General features: G+C 60.7%; 13 protein-coding genes. 5 read left to right on the top strand and 8 right to left on the bottom strand.

The features are described from left to right. Positions 1-49 precede the first annotated feature (49 nt). The 6 genes from A9Q02_RS16295 to A9Q02_RS16270 all read right to left on the bottom strand — a co-directional run bounded on the left by A9Q02_RS16295 (position 50) and on the right by A9Q02_RS16270 (position 13,254). Positions 50-3,067 (bottom strand): ATP-binding protein, encoded by a 3,018-nt coding sequence (locus A9Q02_RS16295; RefSeq protein WP_097654147.1) that lies wholly within the window; start codon positions 3,065-3,067, stop codon positions 50-52. Between the two features lie 49 nt (positions 3,068-3,116). After that, on the bottom strand, positions 3,117-6,140 hold the full coding sequence (locus tag A9Q02_RS16290) for a DUF1156 domain-containing protein (protein ID WP_097654146.1): 3,024 nt from the start codon (positions 6,138-6,140) through the stop codon (positions 3,117-3,119). 81 nt (positions 6,141-6,221) lie between these two features. Continuing rightward, positions 6,222-6,587, bottom strand: a complete 366-nt coding sequence (locus A9Q02_RS16285) for a hypothetical protein (RefSeq protein WP_097654145.1) — start codon at positions 6,585-6,587, stop codon at positions 6,222-6,224. A gap of 55 nt (positions 6,588-6,642) precedes the next feature. Further along, positions 6,643-11,082: a protein kinase domain-containing protein gene (locus A9Q02_RS16280; RefSeq protein ID WP_097654144.1), complete on the bottom strand. Its 4,440-nt coding sequence runs from the start codon at positions 11,080-11,082 to the stop codon at positions 6,643-6,645. A gap of 215 nt (positions 11,083-11,297) precedes the next feature. Next, entirely contained in the window at positions 11,298-11,834 is a 537-nt protein-coding gene (locus tag A9Q02_RS25355; RefSeq protein ID WP_097654143.1) for a hypothetical protein, read from the bottom strand. A gap of 802 nt (positions 11,835-12,636) precedes the next feature. Beyond that, complete coding sequence (locus A9Q02_RS16270) at positions 12,637-13,254, bottom strand: DUF1294 domain-containing protein (protein WP_172451059.1); 618 nt, start codon at positions 13,252-13,254, stop codon at positions 12,637-12,639. A gap of 731 nt (positions 13,255-13,985) precedes the next feature. Here A9Q02_RS16270 and A9Q02_RS16265 point away from each other — a divergent pair. Further along, positions 13,986-14,678 carry a DNA-binding protein gene (locus tag A9Q02_RS16265; protein ID WP_097654141.1) on the top strand — a complete coding sequence of 231 codons (693 nt, stop codon included), beginning with the start codon at positions 13,986-13,988 and terminating at the stop codon, positions 14,676-14,678. A gap of 166 nt (positions 14,679-14,844) precedes the next feature. Here A9Q02_RS16265 and A9Q02_RS16260 read toward each other — a convergent pair whose 3' ends face one another. Further along, the gene (locus tag A9Q02_RS16260) at positions 14,845-15,378 is read right to left on the bottom strand and encodes an HNH endonuclease (protein ID WP_097654140.1); all 534 of its coding nucleotides are present in this window, start codon (positions 15,376-15,378) and stop codon (positions 14,845-14,847) included. Further along, positions 15,375-15,683 carry a hypothetical protein gene (locus tag A9Q02_RS16255; protein WP_097654139.1) on the bottom strand — a complete coding sequence of 103 codons (309 nt, stop codon included), beginning with the start codon at positions 15,681-15,683 and terminating at the stop codon, positions 15,375-15,377. The genes A9Q02_RS16260 and A9Q02_RS16255 overlap by 4 nt, the downstream gene beginning before the upstream one ends. Before the next feature lie 586 nt (positions 15,684-16,269). Here A9Q02_RS16255 and A9Q02_RS16250 point away from each other — a divergent pair. From A9Q02_RS16250 to A9Q02_RS25085, 4 genes are all read left to right on the top strand, one after another. After that, positions 16,270-16,506, top strand: coding sequence for a hypothetical protein (locus A9Q02_RS16250; RefSeq protein ID WP_097654138.1), 237 nt, complete (start codon positions 16,270-16,272; stop codon positions 16,504-16,506). Then, the gene (locus A9Q02_RS16245) at positions 16,503-16,910 is read left to right on the top strand and encodes a type II toxin-antitoxin system VapC family toxin (protein ID WP_097654137.1); all 408 of its coding nucleotides are present in this window, start codon (positions 16,503-16,505) and stop codon (positions 16,908-16,910) included. The genes A9Q02_RS16250 and A9Q02_RS16245 overlap by 4 nt, the downstream gene beginning before the upstream one ends. Before the next feature lie 152 nt (positions 16,911-17,062). Beyond that, positions 17,063-21,379, top strand: a complete 4,317-nt coding sequence (locus A9Q02_RS16240) for a tetratricopeptide repeat protein (RefSeq protein ID WP_097654136.1) — start codon at positions 17,063-17,065, stop codon at positions 21,377-21,379. 157 nt (positions 21,380-21,536) lie between these two features. Then, positions 21,537-25,106, top strand: coding sequence for a tetratricopeptide repeat-containing protein (locus tag A9Q02_RS25085; RefSeq protein ID WP_097654135.1), 3,570 nt, complete (start codon positions 21,537-21,539; stop codon positions 25,104-25,106). Positions 25,107-25,278: the final 172 nt, after the last annotated feature.

Raw genomic sequence — 25,278 nt, 5'->3', positions numbered from 1 at the left:
GGTTGGATATGATTTTGGCGAGGATATTGTCACTGAATAGAGGATTGGACTACTCTGTTCGCACCGTATCATCCAACCCAAGCTCACGCAACCCAAGCTTCATTTCCTCAACCTGCTGCGCTGAAACGCCTTTGTCAGGTGCAACCTCTACCCGGAGCGTCAACTTTAAGCCCTTAGTTGAGGCAAATTTTGCAAGAATCTTGGGGTAAAAGTTTGCCCACTTTTGCCAAGGAATTTCGCCTTCCCAGATGAGGCGAGCGAGTGCGTCTGGCATAGGAGGATCAACAGGCTTCGGAAGTTCTGGCTGATGATTGCCATCGTCTGACCCGTCACGAATGCCTTTGTCATCGACGGAACGTACCTGAATAGTGCTGGTAGCAGTGATGCTGCCGAGCGTGGCGGTGATGGTGGTTGTGCCTGGCTCGTCGCTGGCGACAAACGTTCCGTTTTCGGCGATGAACCCAGCGCTTGTACTCCAAACGACACTCTCTACCGGCATTTCTTTACGCTGTTGATCATAGCCCTGTACGGTGAATTTGCATTGCTCACTGGGTTTGAGCGTAATCTGGGATGGGCTAATGACGAGGCTTGTCAGCGTGCGCGCCTCACTCTTCGCACGCTGGTAGGCATCAGCGGTCTCTTTCGTAATAACATACATGTCATCGGAGATCTCGACATCGCCAGGTTGTAGGCTGGTACCGTAGATAAAGGGCTGGTAGTCGCCATCAGCCATTTTGCCAACGTAAGCAAGAAACCCATTCGCGACGCCCTTCGCAATCGTCTCCTTGACAGCAGTGGCGCTTAGCAGCCGTGGAAATTTGGGCGAGGCAAAGAACGCATCGCGTACCGAGCGGGTACTCCATTCGGCGAAGGCGGGCCAATTGCGTACAAGGAAACTCGGGCCAATGCTTTCCTCAATGTCGCCATCCATCTTTAGCCGGTTAATGATAAGTTGAACCGGAGAGTTCGCTGAACTTGAATGCACCAGTCCCAGGTTTTTGACCTCGATGTCATTGCCTTTTCCTAACATCGCAATATGGTTGTAGGCGCGCCAGACGCTCTCACGTAGATCGCGACGGGCGTTGCTGAAATTGGTGTCGATCTGTTTCTTCTGCACCTCGTCGAGCGCCAAGTCGTCCTTCTCATCACTAATCGCTTCCCATGCCAAGAGCTTGCGGGCCTCTTCGCGCAACGCCCCATCGCCATCGGCGAGCACCCAGAGCAGTGCGCTCTTGAAGGTTCGCGATCCATTGCCTGATTCACGCGTCATCGCCTCAAGGCGCGTCAGGGTCAATGAGTCTTGTGGCGATTGGTCAGGCGCAAGGATGACCAGTGTTAGCACTGGCTGATTCGGTATATGACCGCTCGCCGTCGGGAAAAAAACTCGCTCGGTACCCGGCAAGGGACTAAATACCTTTTCGATTTCAGTGCGTACCCGCTCGTCAATCCTCGGTGATTGAACGCTGGCCTTCCGGTCGGCGAGCAGCTTGCTCAAGTTGGGCTTGGTACTGAACCAATAACGGTTTTTATTCGTGTCCAAGTAGTAGCACACGCCATTAGGGGGAACTAACGCCTCGAGCACCGTTTCGACATTTGCAATATCGAGGGTTGGGGCCGCTACCGACATCCGCACTTCTGGGAGGGTTGCATAGCTCTGAGCCTGGCCACCGTTTGACTCGAAGAAAATTGCGGTCGCGACCTTGCGGTGCAAGCGGGCACGCTTGATCGTATCGCTGGCTTCTTCGTCCAAGCGTGCGGCATGCGAGTCTTTTTTGCCACAGATATCGGTGGTGACCGGCACTTCCAGTTTTGATTCGCCGAGTTGCTCAAAGGCCGCCGCACGGAACATGGCGTCATCGAGCGGCGCGGTACCAAGATCGATCAGTGGATCGCGAAAAGCACCGGTAAATCCTTCACGGTAGGCCTTCGAGACCCACAGCGCCAGCAGGCGCAGCATGCCACGCGTCTGTTGGAAGCGGGGGAGTGATTGCCACTTGCGCTCAAAGACCGAGAGCACCATGGGATGGAAGGGATAGGTTGCGGCAAAGGCATCGCGGGCGCTGTCGATCGGGAAGGATTGTGGGAGCGACTGACGGTGCGCAACGACCCAATCGGCGTAGTCGTTACAGGTGTTCAGTGCCTCTTTCGGCAGGGCGATGCGTCCGTTCTGCCCGACCGCACGCAGATCCCATTCAAACAACCGTCGACGGATGATTTCCGAGGTCTCACTCTCCGCCGACATCATATAGGCTTTGCCAAGTCGGTCGAGCATGCGTTTGAAACGGCCCTCGTCGTCAATGTCCTCCGCCGTGTAATCCAGTACTGATGCAGGGATCGAAACGACCAGCACGACATTCTTCATGCCGCGTGCGGTTTCCGAAAGCGCCTGAATGAAGTTGTAGAGCGCATTGCCATAGCCTTTGCGCCGATAGGTGCTGACGTAGTTGATAATCTCGTCCATGAGGATGAGACACGGCTTGTCTTTGGGGAGAAAGGCCCGAATGACGTCGCCTTTCGGTTCGACAAACTGTTCCTCATGTTCTGCCAGCACGGCGAGTGCCGGTGCGCCACCAAGCTGATACGCAATCTCCCCCCAGGGTGTGCGGCGGAGTGGCGTACCGTCAGTTCCACCGCGACCGGTAAGTGAGTCGAACTCGGTGCCGACAAACACCGCAACGGCTGCATCGGGAACAGACGCCACACCGCCCTTTTCGAGAATCCGCTGGACACCGGGCCAATGATCAGCACCTTTTCCATGTTTGGCCAAGTGATATAGCAAGGTCAAGGCGTGGGTCTTACCACCACCAAATTGGGTCGAGAGGTTGAATACCGCTGAGGTCTCAGTTGTCTCGCCTGAAAGGCGGCGAACGACCTCGGAGCCAAGGCCGAGCAAGGTCTGCGTGAGGTAAGTGCGCTCAAAGAAACGCTCAGGATCGCGGTAATCAATCGGCGCTCGCTCATCGCGCACCTGATCGAGATGGACAGCAAACTCTGATGCGTCGAGCGGCTTGCCCGATCGCAGGTCTTCGCGTGGGGGAATGACAGTGTACCAGGGTTTGAGTGCCATATGAAGATCCTTGTGATGCTGTTTTTTCGGTAAACCGGTCTACGTGAAACTAAAACCCCAACCCCTTCTTCCGCGCTAGTACGCCATCCACCCAGCGCTTTTCGTCCGTAGCGGTGGGGTAGAGTGCCGAAAGCGACTGCGCCAACTGCCAGAAGCGTGGATCGGTGCCAGCACCCTCCTCAACGAGGAAGCGCTTCATGGCTTCGGCCCGACCAGCAGCGAACAAAATCATCGCTTGGTGAACGCGATCGAGCACGGTTGCGCCAGCTGGCGGCGCACTCTTTTCGCCCCAGCCAGCCTCTTCTTCGGCTTGCTCTAGCTCGGCGAACAGGCTCATTTGCTGAGCACTTTTCTTGATCTTGCGATTGGCGGGTGCCATCGCCTCGTCCTTGCCGAACAGATAGCGGGTGCGCTCGCCGACCGAGATGAGGCGCGCCGTCTCACCTTTGACCTCGACAACATGCCGTAGGATGTCAAGGTTTGCGCCAAGCCCTTGCGCGATCTTGCGTGCAGCGTCAAACTCCAGGCTAAAGCCACCCTTTCCAGCACTTTTGCTGCTGGTCGATTCGTCGTCGTTCTCGTCGGTTTCATCGCCCTCGCCGTTGCCGTTACTTGGTCGGCGGTCGTCGGCGGTCGAGAGCGTCCAGAGCCACATGGCGGTGAGGCGTGCGTCCGGCTCTAAACCACTGGCGTCGGCGTCCTTGAACAGCAGCGAAAGCGCCTCGCGCGAGACAGCCGCCCAGACGTGCTCCAGATACTCGCCCAACTTGACCTGTTCACCACTGGCCTTCTCGACACGGCTGTAGCGGCTGAAAATCTCCAGTGCCGGGCCGAGGCAGGCGAAGATTGCGTCGGCACCAACTACGCCTTCGGCGGCTAGTCGCGGCATCCATTCGTGGATGCGGAGAGGCAGTTCTTGTAGTACATCGCGCCAGTCACCGATATCTTCGGTGAGTGTCCCGTCGGCCTGCTCACGCGGGCGGCAGACAAGATGAACCGACGAAGCAAGAACTGCTGAATCTTGAGCACGGAGTCTACTGCTCATTTCGGTATCAATAGGCCATGAAGCTGATATGATCCATCCAGAACTAACCAGAGCACCAATCATGGCTTCCCAGCCAGTAGTTGATTTATTGGCAAAGACTACAACACCAATTCCTTGCGGCTTCGTGATGCGTCTGCCTTCTGCCATAGCAATGGACATCATCCGCTCAAAGAATGAGCGATCTTTATGTCGATACATTGCCGCTCGATGAGATAGAGTTACGCATTCTTCATCTTTTGGTGAGAGATTGCCCGAATAAAGCTCGCTATGTATGTTTCCTAACATTCTACGATGCCACACATAAAAGAAGTCAGAAAGATCAGCATATGGAATGGCATCATAGTATGGTGGATCTGTCACAAAAGCTTCGACTATGTTATCTGGGAGGGGATGTTGGGTGGCACTGGCCTGTTGGGTTGTCCCGCTTGAGGATAAAACAAGCGAAAGCGTGTCCAGAGTTGTACAAAATGATTCGATATACTGACCGTAATCGCCCGTGCTACCTCCAAATGGATACGCTTCTGAAAAATCCCATACCATAGGGATAGCCTGCCTACCAAACATGTCTATCAACGTTTCCCCAGTAGACTTCCATCGACAACAGGAGGAATTGTACTGGGCAACTTTGCCCGCAGCTAATGCCAGGCAAGTAGCCACAGCATCGGCCATATCAGGGCATATATTGAGCAATCTTTGGTGTTCTACGCGAATCTCTTTGGTAAGCGATGTCATCAGTAGAGCCTGACGAGGGCCGAACAGATCGCCCCATCTCTTCATTCCATATAGAACCACATTGAAAAACCCCCGCAGATGATTCAACATTTCATTTGGAATGTCGGGAATATCATCTCCTTCGTTAGGAATTAATCTATGGTAAGCCGCCAAGGCTATATTAAAGCGAGATCTCTCATCATCGGTGGGTTTTCGATACGTCTTTCCTATATATGAGTTACTAGAGATACATATAGCGAGCATTTGTGCGTCTAAAGTCCCACCATTACGCTGAGATAACTGGCGTCTTACACTCTCAACTGAAGTTGTATAACCACAGACTGGGCAGGTAGCTGCCCCTTGTTTCGATGTTCCTGAACCAACTTCTTGCAAATGAACGCCTATCCTTACATCAATATCAACCTCTCGTGTTCGATGGTTAGGCTTTAATTCGAGCGCAACACCGTTCTTACTTTTCTGTCTTAACCATAGCGACTTGATGAGCGGAAATCGATAGCCACACGATGGTCCCTCGCAAATAATGGTTCTTCCCCAAAAGAAAGCATAAGGTTTCTCATTCGGATCATTGCTTACGTAAAAAGCTCCGAGCTTTTGCTCTATGAGCGCCCTTACTCTAATGCCGGATTCGCGCACCTGTCGTGCTAAATCATTACCATATCGTGGAATATATTCTTGAACTACCTTATTCAATAATATCGGTATAGGGTTCAGATCGGACGCGAATGCATCCGCACCAACGCGCAGCGCCTCCAGCGGGATGGCACCGCCGCCGGCGAATGGATCGACAACCAATGGTCGCGTGCCAGGCATACCACCAAGGGCTTCGTGGGCCGCTTGCGTCAATGCGCGCGAAGTTTCGAGATACGCTGGAACCGTCGAAGCATCCCAGTTGGCGAAGTCGGCGATGAAATCAAGCAATGCATAGCGCAGATCTGGCCAACATGCCGGGTCGTTTGCCCGCAGGGTCTGCTTGGTCGTCCGTTGCCAGCGCTTGAAGCTTTCGGGGCTACACAACTCAGCCAATGCACGGTCGGTACGCACCAGTTCGCCGAACTCGGCCAGTACATGCGCGGCAACCGTGCGGAATACCGGCGGGCACAGCTCATCGGCTGGATCGGGCCACAGCGATGCGCAAATAACCGCCCGACATGCGGCTAGCGGGCGGCGGGCCCACCAGATGTGCAGTGTGCTGATATGGCCGTGCCGAATACTCTTCTCGCGGCGGGCATGGGCAGAGATGCGCTTAATTGGCAGATCGACCTCGATCAGGCGGCGCGGGTAGGTGGTGGTGGTCACAACGATTCCTTCACACGAGCGAGACCAAACAATTGATCTATCCCGTGATCTTCTGCCAATGCTCGGCTGGTGCGAGCCGCGTCAGGTGGTCAACATTTCAGGAAACAAGCGGCGGGCCGAGAAACGGTTGGCGTCGAGCGAACGCAGCACATCCTCCCACGACTCACCCTCTTCTTCCGTGGCGTCGGCATCTTCTTCGGCCCATGAGCGCACCAGCGCACGTGCATCCTCGGGCGTGCCATCGGGTGGCACGTCGAAATCATGAGCGGTTTTCCCCGCAAGCAACTGTTGCACCTCGGGTGTGAGACTTGGCCATCGCGCTGGTGCATCGGTCTGCGTTGGCTCGGATGGCACGCCAATCAGCGCGGCGGCTAAGCGCGCTTGCTCGGTCGGCGCAAGTTGCCTGGCCAGCACTAAGACTGCATCATAGGGCGTCATTTGAGTCATACCGATGCCTCCTCATCACGCGAGTCAATGGAAATGATAAAAAATTGTACCATGGTTACGCTGTGCTGGCTGCCTTCATAATCGACCCTACCCCCACACGATAATGCGCCACCTGCATGACCTCGGCCCATTCGAGCCGTGCTGGGTTGCGGATGACCTGTACCTCTGGCGTTGTCGCACAGTTATAGACAACATACAGCCAGTAGTCGTCCTTGAGCCGCTCAGCGGTATGGTACTCGTTACTAGTCAGGGCAACCTCGCCAACCAATGCACGCCCTTTGACCTCGATAAAGCGCACTTCAAGGGCTGTTTGTGGGTTTTCGGGATGCAGCCGACGCGAGATCAGGTCGAAGCCGCGGTTGTCTTTCTCAACGCTCTCGATAGAGCGACGCCCGTGCGCCTTCTCGTAGGCGATCACTGCCTGAACTGCAATGCGCTCGATATCCGGGTCAGACACCATTGGTGCGAGCAATTCGGAGGTTCGCTCGGGGTGCGGCAACACCCACGCCTGAGCAATCGGGCGAACGTTGTCAATCGTGCAGTGGCGTTCCTGCTCAATCTCGGCGCTGCGGCGCTCAAGCCGACGGTTGAGCACATCCAGGCGATCCTCGGTGGTCTTGAGGTTGGCCGCCAACAGCGGTGACTCGTCACCTGAGTCCTGTGCAATTTGGAGCTCGGCCATCCGAAGACTCTGGCGATTGATAAGCGCATCCAGACTAATCTTGAGATGCTCCTCAATCGTCGCGATCTCTTTCGTGCGTGCAGCGGCGACCTGCGCCAGATTACCTTGCAACTCCTGATCAATCAGGAACTGCTCCGCGACCGTGCAGTTGGGCAACCCACCGTCATCCGGCACAGCGGTACCTTCTGGTGCCGGCACCAAGTCGAGGAATAAGGTTGGCTGGCGCACATTCATCGTGCCATCCAAGGCAGTTTCAACAACAAAGAGTCGGCAATGCAGTTCCTTCCTACGTCCATCGACGATGGATGCCGAAAAGACATCCAGTCGTGCTGGCATATTCCGCTGGAACTCAAAAAAGATCGCACCACGCTGGAGATCGGTCTGCGTCTGCGCACGGATATCTTCGCGTACCGCCTCGAACAATGGGTGTCCAGGTGTGACCCACTCCAGGGTCGCATCGTCCTTCAAGGCATGCTGGTCGAACGCAATCTGCTTATACTCACGCCCCAGGCGCCCGAAGCGTGCTTCTTGCTGCTCGCCAATTTCTACCAGCGTCCGTGGAATGCGACCAACACGGTAGATTGGCCCACTGCCCGGATTGCCGAGGGGGCCGGTGCGGGGCTTGTCGGTCGAGGCGCTGCGACCGACCGCACGTACCTGGATACCGGCGACCGAACTAGCTTGGAGGAAAAAATCGCGGATGACTTCGGGCACAAGCTTGCGTTCGCGGGCCTCAGCCGTATGACCAACAATTGCCGCCAGGTTCAACTCGCGCTTCGCCAAGCCTTCCAATGCCGAAAAGCTAATGCGCCGGAAGCGCTCAGTGTCAACCTGCTCGACGATCCGGCTCTTAATGACATCTTCCGTCAGGTTGCGTGCATACATATCGCGGAGCATGCGCTCCAGTTGGTTCGATGGAAAAATATCACCCAGGACATTAAAGACCTTGCCGGTACGCTGGGGATCGAGCGCGCCTTCGATCTCGCGAATACGCTCAAACAGCTTCTGTAATACCCGTCCCTCGCGCGTGCGAGTTGAGACGAAATTAAGAATCAGGCAGTCTTTTTCCTGGCCATAGCGATGAATACGGCCCATGCGCTGTTCAAGGCGAACCGGATTCCATGGGATATCGTAGTTAATCATGAACCAACAGAACTGGAGATTGATACCCTCGCCGGCGGCCTCGGTTGCGACCAGCACCTGGCACGTATCCTTGAATTCGCGTTCGGCATAAATACGCGATCCTGGTGTATCACGATCACCAATTGGCATGCCACCGTAGATCTGCGTTACCGTTAATCCCCACGCACGCAGCTTGGTAACCAAATAGTCAAGGGTCTCGCGATGCTCGGTGAACAAGAGCAGCTTCATCTTTGGATCAGCGAAAACACCGCGAGTGGCCAGTTGCTCCTTGAGCTTCACCAGCTTGGACTCAATCTCACGTTGCTCAAGCTCGCTTGCCTGGGTAATAAGCCGACCGATCTGCGCAATCTCATGTTTGAGTGTCACCGGATCGACCGAGGCGACGACCTGCTCAAGTTCTTCGAGGATCTGCTGCTGCTCGTCGTCCGGCAACTCATCAAAATTCTCTGGCATGCGTTTGGTAATCTGTCCCTGGCGATAGGCTTCGGGATCGGCCAGGATCTTCTCACGCCGCTCCTGCATGCGCTCCAAACTGCGGCGCACTGCATAGACACTCGATGCAAACCGCCGCTGGAGCATAGCCATCGTGAAACCGACCGCCCGGCCGCGCGCCGATTGATCGGCCGCCGCCATGACCGACTGCTCTTCGACATAGTGGGTCAGAGCATCGTAGAACTCCCACTCATTATCGTCAATCTCGAAATCGATTGTACGTACCTCGCGCTTGGTAAACAGCGTTTTGACCTCACCCGTCTGCGGATCGGGGAAGGTGACCATCGCCTCCTTCACCCGGCGCAGATAAAAGGGAGCTTCACGTCGCTCGATTGCCTTCTCCAAGCTGCTCACATCCCCATAGACATCGGGATCGAGCAATTTCAGAAAGAGCGCAAAGTTTTCCGGGTCGCCCTTATGCGGGGTGGCCGTCATCAGCAGGTAGTGATCGGTCATTTCCGAGAGCGCCTCGCCCAACTGATAGGCCAACGTCTTCTTATCATCGCTATAGGCGCTCATCTTATGTGCTTCGTCGACAATGATCAGATCCCACCGACTCCGCAGCAGGCTCTCGCGCGCATCGTCCATGCGCGAAACCCAGGAAATCGAGGTAATGACCTGATTCTTCTCTTGCCAGGGATTTGAGCCATACGTCGATCGCAGCACGTCACCACGTACAATCTCGAACTGCTCTCGGAAGCGATCTTTCATCTCACGTTGCCATTGGAACGTCAAATTTGCCGGTGTGACAATCAGCACGCGTTGGGCCAGACCTCTAATCTTTAACTCCTTGATCAAGAGTCCGGCCATAATCGTCTTACCGGCACCAGGATCATCTGCCAGCAAAAATCGGATGCGCGGTTGCTTGAGAAAATAGTCGTAGACCGCCTCAAGCTGATGGGGTAGCGGATCGACACGGGCGATCGATAACGAGAAATACGGGTCGTATTCATAGGCCAAACCCAAACGCATCGCCTCAATCCCAAGGCGGAAGCGTTGGGGGTCACCGTCGAAAAGGCCAACATCCTCAATCGTAAGGTCATTGAGCTGTTGCGGCGTCAGAATCGGGCGAAGCACTTTCCCAGAGCTCAATCCTTCGCCCTTGATCCGAATCGATGTACCCGCCAGCGTCACCTCGATAATCTGGACGCGCTCGGGAAACATAGGGCCGTACACAATGACATTAGGCTTCAGACGGGCAATGATCGACGGTACATCAGTCACGGTGCTCCTCATTGATGTAGACGACCCGAGTAGGGGAGTAATTTCTGGTGAGCGTGCTTCGGATTCCAGTTCAGCCGCTCGTGCGGAATCGACCGGTAAAGCATGGGCTTGGGGTCGATCAACTGACTGCGGTGCAGACACGAAGGGCATACCTGACCGCAATGCTTGGCGCACCGCTGCGACATCGGCAAACCGATCATCCGGCCAGACCGCCATCATACGTGTAACGATCGCCGCAAGTGTTGATGAAAGCGAAGCATTGAGCGTATGGAGGGGGATCAACGGATCGACGCGCACACGCTGCGGTGCATCCGGTGGTGTAACGCCGGTGAGCATGAAATAGAGCATCGCTCCTAACGAATAGAGATCGGAACGCGCATCCGTTGAGCCGCCACTATACTGCTCGAAAGGTGAGAAGCCGCTCGTGACCGCGCGTGCGATGGTTTCAGTGCGTACGGAAGGATCGCCAAGCTTGGCGATCCCAAAATCGACCAAGAAAATCTTGCCTTTGGGCGTTATCCGCACATTCTGCGGCTTGATATCACGATGAATAACTGGCGGATTGAGCGTGTGCAGATACTCGAGCGCGTCGAGGATCGGCGCAAGTAGACGCAGCGCCTCCGCTTCACTGAGACAACTCTGGGGTTGCTGAGTCACATAGCTAGCGAGGGTCATCCCAGGAACGAACTCCATGACCAGAAAGCAGGAGCGGGATTCTTCGAAATAGCTATACACGCGCGGAAGGGCATCATGGGTCACTTGCGCAAGTAATTCAGCCTCTTGCTCGAACCGGCTGATATGCCGCAGATCTTCGGGGAACAACGTTTGTTTAATAGCGACGAGCCGCCGAAGCGGGGGTTGCTCACGCGCTTGGTAGACAGCCCCGAAGCCACCTTTGCCAAGCAGGGCCTCAATCTCATAGCGGCCTTGAAGCTTACTGCCTATTGTAAGCATGAGCTCTCCCAAGAGAATAACCGGCGATTGCGAAGCATATATTGCTGATCACGATGGCGCTCATGAATCATGAGCGCTTTTGCCAGTCGATTTTAACATGTAACACACAGCATCGGTAGGCGAAATACAATAACGACACCCGACACATACGATGCACGAGATCGATCAGGAATGAATCCAGAGAAACATTGCGACTTCATCTACTGTAAAGCATATCAGGATACGGTGCAAGTAACTGTAGCGATCTCAGCCCGATACATACTTGTTCGCTTTCGCGATACACACGACAACGCTACCAAGACGACACCGTTGGCACCGCTCTGACGCTGACCTGGGGTATGACAACGATTCGTGCACAATCGGGCCATTTGGTCGGTTTCAGGCATTCTGATGGGGCGGAAGGCTAGCCTTCCTTCAACCGTGATCTGGTGGGGCAGCGGCTCGACCAGCGAGGTATGCACCGCCAGCACCGGATCAAAGAGATGGGCCAGGCGGATGCGGTGGGCCTCGGCGACTAGGCGGAAGAGCCGCCCATCGCCATCGAAGCTCCAGGCACGGCCGGCGTTGACCAGGGCCAAGGTCGGCTCATCCTCGCGATACAGCAAGCGGGTACCAGGCCGCCCCTCGGCGTCCTTATAGGTCAGGTCAACCGCCGTCGACCCATACCACTGCACCGCCACCACGGTCACGGCCCCCATCGGCACGATGCCGTGGAGTACCGTCCCCGGCGTGACTGCTTCCAAGCGCACCATCGCGTGCTCACTTCATTTCGTTGCCGGGCGCTGCAACCAGGAAGCCACCCGGTCGTGCCCCCCATCGCCGCACTGCCCCTACGATACCACACATGGGGAACCACGGTGTAACCACGATCTACCTTTGCCCGCAGAAGGAGAGGGAAAGATGAACGATGAACGATGCAAGCCGAAAGGAGAAAATGGAGCCACGGTTGTACCGCAGCGACAGAGCGAGTTGACATGCACGCCTTGCGGCTCCGCGCAGAACCGTGCCCCACCACCCAGACCACCCCGGCCAACCCGAGCAGGGGCAAACCCACCGCTGATCAAGCCCGTCCACGGAAGTCGCGGGCCAACCAGCACATGGCGGCGACCATACGCCTCGCGTCGCCGTGATGCTCCTTGCCCGCTACCATACCACACCGCGAGCACCGATCCATTACCATGCGCTCACAGTATGTGAAGAACCAGCAAGAAATGGAGCGCAAAAGCCGATCCAGCCAAGACCCACGTGGAAGCAGCAAGATCGCCCCCAAGCGCGAGGGCTAAAAAGCGAGCGCCCACGGTAGCACAACGGAAGGATGCGGGGCGTGCCTCGCGTGGCGGGGTCATGAGCGCGAAGCCAGGGGAACGTGGTCAAGCCGCTGGACGCACGGCGCTCACAGGAGAGCGCTGAGCGCAGCGCGGCGCGGGGATGGGCATGGCCCGGCTGCACCAACCACCCCGGCCTGGAGCGGAGCAACGTGCGGCACGTTCGACGGCCACGGCGCAACGGTCGCGCAGCGCGTGGCATCGCCGCAGGGCGAGCACCACGCCTGGCTCAGAACCGCCCCACCACCCAGACCACCCCGGCCAGCCCGAGCAGGTGCAGGCCCACCAGCAGCCAGAAGGTGAGTTGGTAGGCCACCTTCCGGGTTTTGTGATGCAGCGCCCACTGCGCGATCAGTGCGCCCGGCCAGCCGCCGAGGGCGTCGAGCAGGTGCAACGTGGCTTCAGGGACGCGCCGCTGGCCCTGGACGGCCTGGCGCTTGTCGAAGCGGTAGACGAGCGCGGTGAACCCGCTGAGCAGCAGATAGGCCAGCACGATCCAGGCGGGCAGCAAGCCGAGCCAACTGATGACGCCGACGGCGATGAGAAAGAGGCTGCTGGCGAGCAGGGCGAGGCGCAGCGGGGTGCCGAGGCCGGAGCCGACGCGAACGTTGACGGCGCGGGGGCGCTGCTGGGCATCGCGGCCCAGGTCATAGACCACCACGCTGCCGGGGCCGAGGCGGTGCCGACCGGCGACGACCGCCGTGATGTGGACAAAGATCTCCTCGCCGCCGTGCTCGGGGGCAAGGAAGCCATAGCCTTGCGCGGCTTTCCAGGTACGGATCACCCCGCGCTGACGGCGGGCCATGGGCTGCTCGATGCTAGGGGCGACGCTCGCGCTGCGCGGCATACGGGGCACGCTTCCTTTCCGGGCACTGCGTCGCGTGCGCATGCACCGCGTGTGCGTTGGCAAAAACGGCACCGCATGCGGTGCAGGCAGAGATCAGCCCGGTCGTCGCGCCCAGCAAAGCGGGGGCAGGTTGCGCCGCGCACCCATTAGCATGCGCCTGCGCGGTAGCGGCGCTCGGAAAGCTCGCGCCACAAGAGCCGCAGTTGAATTCAGCCATCCCGTTGTTTCTTTTTGCTGCCTCAAACCATCACTGAAGCCATGTTTTAGTCTACCACCGTATGAGCATCAGCGTCTACCCCAGCGCTGAGCGGGGTAGCGCTGTTGCAACGTCATTTCGATTGTCCGCAGATGACGCAGATGACCGCTTCCGCAGAGCAGCGGGGCATGGATCCCCTTCATGCCTGCTTGGTTTGGCACCGAGGCGCAACGGGTCATTGCGCTCGGTGCGCCGTGGCCCCTTGGCCTCAAACGCTCCCCCGCCCGATCACCGTGACCAGCGGGTGGGCCTGCCCGTGGTGGGCCTGTGCCCGCGCCCGCAGGGAGGTCGCCCGCCATCAGCGTAGCGCAGGACGCATCGGCCTCCCTTGAAATCATCTCGTTTTCGTCATTCCAGCCAAAAGCGAGATGGTTTTCGCCCGGCCTGCCCGCTTGGTTTGACGCCAAGACGCCGAGGCGCGACGGGTCGTGCGAAACGCGCTCCGTGACCGTGCGGCGGTGTGCAGCGCGTCCTCATGCGCTCGGCTCTTTTCTCTTTCCTCGTCTTGGCGTCACAAGAATTACCGTGGTATGATAATTATCGTAATTATTGCTTACCTTATCGGAGCCCCCCTATGGCAAAGCCCCTGGTCACCGAAGCAATGGTCTTCACCGCCGCCACGGAACTCCAGGCCCAAGGCCGCACGCCCAGTATCCTCCAGGTGCAGGCCCACTTGGGCATGGGCAGCTTTACGACGATCAAGCGCTACCTCGATAGCTGGCACGCGCAGCAGGCCGAGCCGGTGCTCGCGGAGGCCCCGCCCGCGTTGGCCGAGGAAGGCACGCGCTTCGTACGCACGCTCTGGGCTACGGCGCAGACCCTCGCGAGCGAGCAGGTGGCGCAGGTGCAGGCGGCAGCCGCGCAGCAGGTGGCTGCGGCGCTGACGGCGCAGGCCGAGGCGGAAGCGGCGGTGGTGCGGCTGGAAACCGAGGGCGAGGCGCGGGAACAGGCGCTGGACGAGCACCGCCGTGAGGCGGCGAGGCTCGGGCGGTTGCTGCTGGAGGCGCAGGCCCAAGCGGAGGTGGCGGCGCAGCAGGTGGCGGCGGCGCGGGCGGAACTGGCGCGGCAGGAGGAACATGGTCGCCGCGAGGTGGCGCAGCTCGCCGAGGCGGTGACGGCGTTGCAGGCGCAGGTCACGGCGCTGGTGGCGCAGGGGAAAGGGGCATGAGGGACGCTTTTGCGCCGGTGGGGGGATGCTCGCCTCATCGGTTTGGCGCAAAGGGGCCTGAAGAGCGCTGCGTGCCTGCCCGTCGCTGCGTTCCCAAAGGGCGAACGCAGCGGGCGTATAGGATGCCAGAGGGCCAACGCATCCTGATGCGAAGGTGAGCGAGGGGTTAGAGCAGGTTGAGGAGCGTCGTTAACAGATCGCGTTGTTGTTCGAGTAAGGCTTGTTGTTCGCGCAGAAGATGGGCATGTTGCTGTTGGAGTTGTTCTTGGAGTTGCATGAGTTGGCGTAATTCAGCAAGGAGCCGCGCATCTTCCCTCTTCCGCATCGCCCGTAAGCGATACGCCACCAAGGGCGGACGGTTCAAGCGCAACCGGCGAATCGTGAAGGTACCGCAAGGCGAGAGCGGATACAGCGTCCCATCGGCAAGCGACAGCATATGCTCTGTCCGAGGCTCGCTCCGCGGATTCCAGAGCGGAGGATCATGGGGCTGGATCGGCCAATAGTCCGACTTATACTGATTGCACCGGACACAGCAGTAAACGAGATTCTGGAGATCATCGACCGTCCCACCTTTGCGGGGTGGCTGATGATGATCTATCGTCAATTCGCCTGCTGAATCTGTTTCGGTTACGCCACAATATTCGCATGCATAGTGAGCACGCTCACGGACAAGAAGTCGTCGCTCTGCGGAGAGGATCATGCGGCACGCCCTGCACCTTGATGCACCAAACGAGCGTGCAACCCCGCGATCTCTTGCCGTAGAGACTCATTGGCCGTAAGCGTGGCGGTAATCTGTTGGGTTATCACCTCTAACTGGTGGGCTGTTTGGGCGATCTGGTCTTGGAGGTGAGCAGTGGGATCACTCGCTGGCGACAACGGTAAGGTACCCTGTTCGGCACGATCCTGCTCGGCATACCAGGCTTCGAGCAAGCTTCGTTCGTCGTCAGAAAGCGCCTCACCACGACTAAAGCGGTCATGCAGGGTAACGAGTGTTGCTGCTTGCATCGTGCCATCCTTCCTCGAACCGTTCGCGTTCAAACCTTCGTGCCCATTGTAGCATAGCGGAGGGGATCATGCTACCAATAGATCGGAAGAGACCGCCGCGTTCGCACCTGTGCGTGGATGATCGCCCGGTATGGTTGACGCCAAGGCGCAGAGGCGCAACGGGGCGCGAGCGAAGGGGCGGGCCTGATCGTGGGTGGTGCAGCACGCCCTGGCGGTGCGATCTTTGCGCCTTCGTGCCTTGGCGTCACAACAACCACCGTAGGGCGCTCACCTGACCAGGCTGGTGCGCTAACCTCAGTTGTCCGAATCGTTGCGCCCTTGCGCCTTTGCGTCAAAAAAGAAGCGTGGTGAGGTACGCTGCCTCAAGCCGCACAGATTCGTGCCTGAAATCGGGTATACTGAGGGCAGGCAACGCATCCTACGCTGACAGGGCCTCGTCGATGCCACCAACGCCGCCACACGACGATCCGTTGACCGAACCAGACGCAACGACGAGGGCACAGCGAGGATCAAGCGCGTGCTGGCCCTCATGAACGAACGGCGATCAGAACAAGAACGCAGACGGTTGGATCAGAGGAGGGTGGGTATGGCAGCCCAAACAAGCGATTATGAAACGATCCTGAGGTTAGTGCGCTCCTGGCCCGCTGCACAACGCTTTGCGCTCGTACAGGATGTGCTCGGCACCCTCGCACCAGTGGAACGAGAGCCGCGCCCGACCCTCCCCCACGCACGCGGTTTGCTTGCGACCGATCAGGCTCCGCCGTCCGACGCACAAGTGGCGGAGTGGCTGAACGAGCGGCGCACGGAACGGTATGGGGTATGAACGTCCTGCTTGACACCAATAGTGTGCTTGATGTGTTGCTTGATCGTGCCCCATGTGTGGTTGAGGCCAGCGCCGTGTGGGACGCCTGTGACCGTGGGCGTCTGGTTGGCTTTCTTCCGGCATCAACACTCACCGACATTTTCTCCATTGCGCGCCGCACAACTGATCTGGCGCGGGCGCAAGTGGCGGTTGGGTTGTGCCTCGCTGCCTTTGCAATCGCACCGGTTGATCGCCAGACCCTTGAAGATGCGACCGCGCTGCCGGGCCATGATTTTGAGGATAATCTCCTGGTGGCCTGTGCGATACGCCTCGGAGTTGCGGCGATTGTGACGCGAAATGGCGCTGATTTTGCCCATGCGCCGATGCCAGTCTTGACGCCTGCTGAACTCATGGCCCAGTTGTGAATGCAAGCCTGGGCGAGAGCGGGCGGGGCGAGAGCGGGCGGGGCGAGGTCAGTTGCGTACGAAAGAGGCAAGAGAAAAGAGAACAGATTCGTGCCTGAAATCGGGTATACTACGAGCAGGCAACGCACACCAAGAGAACAAGGGTACCGTCAATGACCCCAACGCCGCCCGCTGACGATCCGTTGACCACCCAGGCCCGCGCCGGGCTGCGCCGCACCCGCTGGCCTGCGCTGCTCGCTGGGGCGGGCGGCGCGGCCACGCTGGGTCTGCTCGGCGCGGCGGGGCTGGCTCCGCTCCTGGCAAGCCTGGGCGTCGGGACGCTGGCGACCGCGCCGGTCGTGACCTGGCTGACAAGTATGGGCATGAACGCGCTGGCGGGTTGGGTGGGTACCCTGGCGACCGATGGCGTGCAGGCCGCGCTCGCCGAGGACGAGCCCGATCCGGCGTGGGTGCGTGATCTCGGCCAGCGCCTCGATGCCGCCGCTGCGGGTGATCAGGGAGTTGCCGAGGAACTGGCGCGGCTGCTCCAAACGGTGGACGCCCTTCCCCTCACCCTGGACGCCCTGCGTGCGGAACTGAGCGACCAGACCGAGGTGCTGCTCGCCCAGCACGATCTGCTCCAGCAACTCAGTGCCGACATGCAGCGCTTGCACGTGAGCGGCGGCGCGTTGGGGCCGGTCGTGATCGCCGAGGCCGACCGGGTGATCGCGGCGATCACCGCCCGCAGCGAGGCCCGCTTCGATGAGGTGCTCGCGGCGCTGACCGCGCTGCGCGATACGCAGCGCCAGGCGCTGGTGGATTTTGGGAGGGACAACCAGTTTCGTGATGTCAACATAGGCGATATCGCTGGGCGTGACATCCACAAATACACGGTTGTCCAGCAAGCCTTCACCCCCCGCCCCGTCGCGGCGACCGCCGACGAACTCGCTGCGGCCCAGGCCACGCTCGCGGCCATGCCGACGACCAGCATCCCCCCGCCGCAGGACGTGCTGCCGCCTGGCTCGTGGCTGGGCGGGCTGCGACGCAACCACCAGTTCGTCGGACGCGCAGCGGATTTGCAGGTGCTCGCCACGCTGCTCAAAGGGGGCCAGAGTGTGGCCGTGAACCAGGGCCAAGCCGCCGTTGCCAGTGGCTTGGGTGGCATTGGCAAGACTCAGTTGGCCGTTGAGTTTGCCGCTCGCTATGGTCAGCACTTCACCGGCGTCTTCTGGCTCTCCTTTGCCCAGCCTGACACCATCCCGACCGAGTTCGCCCGCCTGGGGGGGGCCGCCCATCTCCAACTCTTCACCGAGGCGGCGGGCTTGAAGCTGGACGAGCAAATGAACCTCGTGCGCAGCCGCCTCGCCTGCGGGCTGCCCTACCTACTGATCTTCGACAACTGCGAAGACCCGCAGTTGGTGCGTGCGCACCATCCTGGCGGCGCGACGCGGGTGCTGATCACCAGCCGCAACCCCGCCTGGCCCGGTGACCTGGGCGTGCAGCGCCACGCGCTCGGCGTCCTGAGCCGGGCGGAGAGCTGCGAAATGCTGCGCCAACACCGGCCTGACCTGAGCGACCAGGAGGCTGACGATCTCGCGGCAGAACTCGGCGACCTGCCACTGGCGCTGCATTTGGCTGGGCGCTTCCTGGCCGGGCCAAGAAAGCGGCTCACCGTGGCCCGCTACCTGGAAGAACTGCGCAGCCCACGCCTCTTCGACCGGCTGCCGCTGCGCGAACAGGACGGCACCCTACCAACCGGCCATAACCGCGACGTGGCCCGCAGCTTTGCCCTGAGCTACGAGCGGCTCGATCCCGCTGCGTGCGAGGATGCGTTGGCCTTGAAGTTGCTTGCGCGTGCGGCCCATCTCGTGCCGGGGGAAGTAGTCCCGACCGCGTTGCTACTGGCGACGCTGGAAGTACCTGACGACGACCTGGATGCTGAGCTTGCGGCGGAAGCCGCCCTTGATCGCCTCGTCGCTCTGGGCCTCATCGAACGCGAAAGCGACGACCGCCTGCGCATGCACCGCCTCGTCGGGGCCTACGTGCGCCAAGTGAGCGCTGATCGCGCAGCACAGGCCGACGTAGAGCACGTGGTCATCCGCGAGGCAGTGAACCTGGTAGACGCCCCAACCGTGGCCCCGCTCACCGCCTTCCTCCCCGTCCTGCGCGGGGTCACCGACGCGGCCCTGGGGCGCGAGGATGAGCGAGCGGAAGCTTTGTGTGGCTGGCTGGCGGAGCATCTCAGAAAGCTGGGCAACTATACGTCCGCCCAGGCCTACGCCGCACGCGCTGTCGCCATCCGCGAGCGCGTACTCGGCTCTGACCATCTCGCCACCGTCACCAGCCTCAACAACCTCGCCTTGCTGTACAAAGCGCAGGGGCAGTACGATGCGGCCCGCCCGCTCCTCGCACGCGCCCTGGCGATCCACGAGCACGCGCTGGGGGCCGCCCATCCCGCCACCGCCACCAGCCTCAATAACCTCGCGGGTCTGTTGCACAGCCAGGGCGACTTTGCGGCTGCCCGCCCGCTCTACGCACGCGCCCTAGCGATCCACGAGCACGCACTGGGGGCCGCCCATCCCGCCACCGCCACCAGCCTCAATAACCTCGCGGGTCTGTTGCACAGCCAGGGCGACTTTGCGGCTGCCCGCCCGCTCTACGCACGCGCCCTAGCGATCCACGAGCACGCACTGGGGGCCGCCCATCCCGCCACCGCCACCAGCCTCAATAACCTCGCGGGTCTGTTGCACAGCCAGGGCGACTTTGCGGCTGCCCGCCCACTCTACGAACGTGCGCTCGCCATCCACGAGCACGTGCTCGGCTCTGACCATCCCGACTCCGCCCAAACTATGGGCAATCTCGCGGCTCTCCTAGACAACCAGGGCGATTATGCGTCCGCCCGCCCGCTCCTCGAACGCGCCCTGGACATTCGCGAGCGCGTGCTCGGCTCTGACCATCCTGACACGGCCGCGAGCCTCAACAGTCTCGCACTCCTACTGCACAACCAGGGCGACTTTGCGTCCGCCCACCCGCTCTACGAACGTGCGCTCGCCATCCGCGAGCGCGTGCTCGGGCCTGACCATCCCGACACCGCCCAAACCTTGGGCAATCTCGCCTCACTGTATCAGGCCCAGGGGGACTACGATGAAGCTCTACCCCTGGCTGAACGTGCCCTTGCCATCAATGAGCACGTCCTGGGGGCTGACCACCCCAACACGGCCACCAGCCTCAACAATCTCGCGGCTCTCCTAGACAACCAGGGCGACTTTGCGTCCGCCCACCCGCTCTACGAACGTGCGCTCGCCATCCGCGAGCACGTGCTCGGGCCTGACCATCCCGACACCGCCCAAACCTTGGGCAATCTGGCGATTCATCACTACGACCAGAATGATTACCAGACCGCCGAGCGGCTGATGCGCCGTGCGCTTGCGATTCGCGAAGCCCGTCTCGGGCCTGACCACCCCGACACGCAGGGCTCACGCCAGGATCTTACTGCCATACAGCAACGCCTCAGGGCAACGGCAGCCCCGCCGCCCAGCGACGTCACCGCCTTCCTTGCCCCCCTCCTCACGGCTATCGTCGCCGTTGCCAACGGTAACGATGCACCACGCCAACTAGTCACTGAGACATTGGCCCAACTAGAGGCACAGGGCTGGATGTTGCGTGAGCCAGTCGAGCGCATCTGGGCGGGAGAGCGGGATCGCGCTGCGCTCCTGGCAGGCCTCGACGACCAAGACGCAGAGGTGATCGCGCACGTGATGTCGCTGATCGATCGCTGTGAAGCACCCCATCCTGACACTACCAATGGGCGTGAAGCACTGCTCAACAGCCTACCGGATGCGGTGCGCACCGCGATCATTGAGAGCGATGCCGTGGCCCTTCAGTCGGCTCTGGACGCCCTACCAGAGGATGAACGTCATGTGGTGATTGAGCATCTTCAGGAAGCCAGGATCATTAGGCGCAGGCCGGATATGGATATGGTGCTGCGCGATTTCGAGCCACTGCTGTGTGACATGGCTGCAGTAGCTAACGGTGATGACGGAAGACTGGCAGAGATCGTGGCCGTGATCGCTCATCTCCAAGCACAGGGGTGGCAACTCATGAACGCCGTGCAACGTATCTGGGTCGGTGAGCGCGATGAAGCACGGTTGACCGAGGGGATCGATGCGAACTCGGCCATGCTCGTGCGGCGGATCCTCGTTTTGCTCAGCCATCCTGAGTCAACTGAGCCAGACGTGGAGCAACAAGACCCCCTCGCACAATTCGCCCCCCTCCTCGGGGCTATTGCCGCCGTTGCGAACGGCGACGAGGGGCCACGGGAGGAAGTCACGGCGGCCCTGGCCCAGCTAGAGCAACAAGGCTGGAGGCTGCGCGAACCCGTCGAGCGCCTCTGGGCGGGGGAGCGTGACCGGGAGGCACTGGTGACGGGCCTCGACGACCAGGACGCGGCGCTGATCGACCGGGTGCTGGCGTTGATCGCGTCACCCTGATGATCCTCGTTGGCCTGGTGCAGCACGCCCTGGCGGTGCGATCTCTGCGCCTTCGCGCCTTGGCGTCAAAAAAGAAGCGTGGTGAGACACGCTCCGTCAAGCCGTTCAGATTCGTGCCTGAAATCGAGTATACTGAGGACAGGCAACCAAGAGCACCATGACAGGGGCAACCCCGATGCCACCAACGCCGCCCGCTGACGATCCGTTGACCACCCAGGCCCGCGCCGGGCTGCGCCGCACCCACTGGCCTGCGCTGCTCGCTGGGGCGGGCGGGGCCGCGACGCTGGGCCTGCTCGGCGCGGCGGGGCTGGCTCCGCTGCTGGCGGGGCTGGGCGTCGAGACGCTGGCGACCGGGCCAGTGATGGCCTGGCTCACTGGGATGGGCATGAACGCGCTGGCGGGCTGGGTGGGTACCCTGGCCGCTGACGGCGTGCAGGCCGCGCTCGCGGAGGATGAACCTGATCCGGCGTGGGTCGCCGCTCTGGGCCAGCGCCTCGATGCGGCGGCGGTCAGTGACCAAGCGCTCGCCACCGAACTGGCGCGGCTGCTCCGTACCCTCGACGCGCTGCCCCAAGCGCTTGCGGCCATCGCTGAGGAGCAAGGGGCGCAGAGCGATCTGCTGCTCGCCCAGTACGACCTGTTGCAGCAACTCAGTGCCGACATGGAGCGCCTGCACGTGAGCGGCGGCGCGTTGGGGCCGGTCGTGATCGCCGAGGCTGACCGGGTGATCGCCGCGATCACCGCCCGCAGCGAGGCCCGCTTCGACGAGGTGCTCGCGGCGCTGACCGCCTTGCGTGATACGCAGCGCCAGGCGCTCGTGGATTTTGGCAGCGGCAACCAGTTCCGTGATGTGACGATGGGCGATGTCGCTGGGGGCGATGTCAATAAAAATGCAGGCGATGTCATTTATGGCAACAAGGTTGTCCAGCCGCCCTTCACCCCCCGCCCCGTCGCGGCGACTGCCGAAGAACTCGCTGCGGCCCAGGCCACGCTCGCGGCCATGCCGACGACCAGCATCCCCCTACCCCAGGACGTGCTGCCGCCTGGCTCGTGGCTGGGCGGGCTGCGACGCAATCACCAGTTCGTCGGACGTGAAGCCGACCTCCTGGCGCTCGCCACGCTGCTCAAAGGGGGCCAGAGCGTCGCGGTGAACCAGGGCCAAGCCGCCGTTGCCAGTGGGCTGGGTGGCATTGGCAAGACTCAGTTAGCCATTGAGTTCGCCGCACGCTACGGTCAGCATTTCGCCGGCGTCTTCTGGCTCTCCTTCGCGCAGCCCGACACCATTCCGACCGAGTTCGCCCGCCTGGGGGGGGCCGCCCATCTCCAAATCTTCACTGAGGCAGCGGGCCTCAAACTCAACGAGCAAGTGAACCTCGTGCGCAGCCGCCTCGCCTGTGGGCTGCCCTATCTGCTGATCTTCGACAACTGCGAAGACCCGCAGTTGGTGCGCGCGCACCATCCTGGCGGCGCGACGCGGGTACTGATCACCAGCCGCAACCCTGCCTGGCCGGGCGATCTGGGCGTCCAGCGTCACGCGCTCGGCGTGCTCAGCCGGGCGGAAAGCTGCGAACTGCTGCGCCAACACCGGCCCGAGTTGGACGACGCCGACGCCGACGCGCTCGCCGCCGAATTGGGCGACCTGCCGTTGGCGCTGCATTTGGCTGGGCGCTTCCTGGCCGTGCCAAGAAAGCGGCTCACCGTGGCACGCTACCTGGAGGAACTCCGCAGCCCACGGCTCTTCGACCGCCTACCGCTGCGCGAACAGGACGGTACCCTGCCAACCGGCCACAACCGCGACGTGGCCCGCAGCTTTGCCCTGAGCTACGAACGGCTTGATCTCGCTGCGAGTGAGGATGCATTGGCCTTGAAACTACTCGCTCGTGCGGCGCATCTCGTGCCGGGGGAGGTGGTGCCGACCGCGTTGCTGCTGGCGACGCTGGAAGTACCTGACGACGACATCGACGCGGAGTTGGTGGCCGAAGCCGCCCTTGATCGCCTCGTCGCCCTGGGCCTCATCGAACGCGAAAGCGACGACCGCCTGCGCATGCACCGCCTAGTCGGAGCCTACGTGCGCCAGGTGAGCACAGATACCGAAGCGCAAGAAGCGGTGGAGCACGTGGTCATCCGCGAGGCAGACAGCATGGTGGACGCCCCAACCCTGGCCCCGCTCACCGCCTTCCTCCCCGTCCTGCGCGGGATCACCGACGCGGCACTGGGGCGCGATGATGCACGAGCAGCAGATCTCTGCCTCTGGCTGGGGCGACACCTGGAGCGGCTGGGCAGCTATGCCCTGGCCCAACCCTACGCCGCACGCGCCCTGGCCATCCGCGAGCGCGTGCTCGGCCCTGACCATCCCGACACCGCCGCCAGCTTGGGCAATCTCGCTTACCTGTATCGTGCCCAAGGGAACGACGACGCGGCCCGCCCGCGCTACGAACGCGCCCTGGACATTTGCGAGCGCGTGCTCGGCCCCGAGCATCCCGATACCGCCACCAGCCTCAACAATCTCGCCTCCCTGCACCAAGCCCAAGGGAACGACGACGCGGCCCGCCCGCTCCTCGAACGCGCCCTGGACATCCGCGAGCGCATGCTCGGCCCCGAGCATCCCGATACCGCCACCAGCCTCAACAATCTCGCGTACCTGCACCAAACCCAAGGGAACTACGACGCGGCCCGCCCGCGCTACGAACGCGCCCTCGCCATTCGCGAGCGCGTCCTAGGAATAACCCATCCTCAGACAAACTCTAGCCTCATCAACCTCGCAAAACTTTACCAGATGCAGGGGGGACTCACGCAAGCAACGGCTGACACCTTTGTCCAGGTATTCTATGAAGAGCTTGGGCAAGGCAAAAGCCTGGACAAAGCAATCGCGGCGAGCCGTATTGCGATGCACATGGTTCCTGGGGCAATTGACTGGAGTCTGCCGGTCGTCTATCAAGGCAGCGGGCCAGTGGAAGTCACAACCTGGTATACGCGCCTAGCCGATCGCGTGGAAGCCTGGATGCGTGAGCTGGTAGCGGTTCGCACTATGCGCGGGATGTTCATCGCCTGGGGCTTGCTGCTCTTGAGTATCGGGCTGATCCGGCTCTTGATCAATCCAGCAAGTATACGCCTTGATCGGGACGCCTTGCACGCACCACTGGCCGTATGGTTCGGGGTTGGTCTGCTCGGTCCAGGGATCATCCCCTTAGCCCAACGAAGCCTCCGCAAACGCACGGATTTTGCGCCGGGCATGCGTCGAGCTACGGTGTATGCGCAATGGATCGGTGCCTACATTGGCTATAGTCTCGGCGGCTTGCTGGGTCTCTACTTCTGGGCCTCACTCTGGAGTCTCGGCGTTTTGGCACTTTTGCCGACCGCTCTGGCCCACGGGCTCTTCATAGCGGTCATCCTGGTAGCCCTGGGCTTCAGCTATCTCTCCTCGCGTGCGCAATGGCGTTCGGCGCTGGTCATTGCAACGGTTGATCCAACGCTCTACAGCCTGGCGACCATCGCGTTGATCGCCTTTGCCGCCCTGGTGATCCTCAGCATCCCAATCATCCTGGTCTTTTTCTTGTCAGCGAGCGGGATGCCCTGGATCTTTTTGCCGGAACTAGCGGCGATGCTGCTTGCCGCTGGATTGATCAGCATGACCCTGGCGTTCAGTGGGCAGAGAAGATCGGTCACGATGTCCGGCTCAGATGCAAGAGTTTCTACCTATTCTCGAATGTTCAAGGATAAGTCATGATCCACCTATACTGCCGAACCACACCTAATTTGCCAACGCCTATCACCCCGCGGCGGCGGGGTGATAGGTGCGGCGGTCATGCGGTGGTTGGGCACCCATGCATCGATCCGTCTGCTATACTAGCGTCAGCACAGTTTCTTGAGGCTTGTTGCGATCCGATCAACGGGCGTTG

Source organism: Candidatus Chloroploca asiatica, from assembly GCF_002532075.1.
GTDB classification, from domain to species: domain Bacteria; phylum Chloroflexota; class Chloroflexia; order Chloroflexales; family Chloroflexaceae; genus Chloroploca; species Chloroploca asiatica.
This window is presented reverse-complemented; position numbering and strand designations above follow the sequence as displayed.

Coding starts and splice junctions, on each gene's coding strand:
- A9Q02_RS25355 (WP_097654143.1), bottom strand. CDS start 11,834: ATGGTGCGCTTGGAAGCAGTCACGCCGGGGACGGTACTCCACGGCATC.
- A9Q02_RS16250 (WP_097654138.1), top strand. CDS start 16,270: ATGGCAGCCCAAACAAGCGATTATGAAACGATCCTGAGGTTAGTGCGC.
- A9Q02_RS16245 (WP_097654137.1), top strand. CDS start 16,503: ATGAACGTCCTGCTTGACACCAATAGTGTGCTTGATGTGTTGCTTGAT.
- A9Q02_RS16295 (WP_097654147.1), bottom strand. CDS start 3,067: ATGGCACTCAAACCCTGGTACACTGTCATTCCCCCACGCGAAGACCTG.
- A9Q02_RS16240 (WP_097654136.1), top strand. CDS start 17,063: ATGACCCCAACGCCGCCCGCTGACGATCCGTTGACCACCCAGGCCCGC.
- A9Q02_RS16255 (WP_097654139.1), bottom strand. CDS start 15,683: ATGCAAGCAGCAACACTCGTTACCCTGCATGACCGCTTTAGTCGTGGT.
- A9Q02_RS16260 (WP_097654140.1), bottom strand. CDS start 15,378: ATGATCCTCTCCGCAGAGCGACGACTTCTTGTCCGTGAGCGTGCTCAC.
- A9Q02_RS16270 (WP_172451059.1), bottom strand. CDS start 13,254: ATGCCGCGCAGCGCGAGCGTCGCCCCTAGCATCGAGCAGCCCATGGCC.
- A9Q02_RS16285 (WP_097654145.1), bottom strand. CDS start 6,587: ATGACTCAAATGACGCCCTATGATGCAGTCTTAGTGCTGGCCAGGCAA.
- A9Q02_RS16265 (WP_097654141.1), top strand. CDS start 13,986: ATGCGCTCGGCTCTTTTCTCTTTCCTCGTCTTGGCGTCACAAGAATTA.
- A9Q02_RS25085 (WP_097654135.1), top strand. CDS start 21,537: ATGACAGGGGCAACCCCGATGCCACCAACGCCGCCCGCTGACGATCCG.
- A9Q02_RS16280 (WP_097654144.1), bottom strand. CDS start 11,082: ATGCTTACAATAGGCAGTAAGCTTCAAGGCCGCTATGAGATTGAGGCC.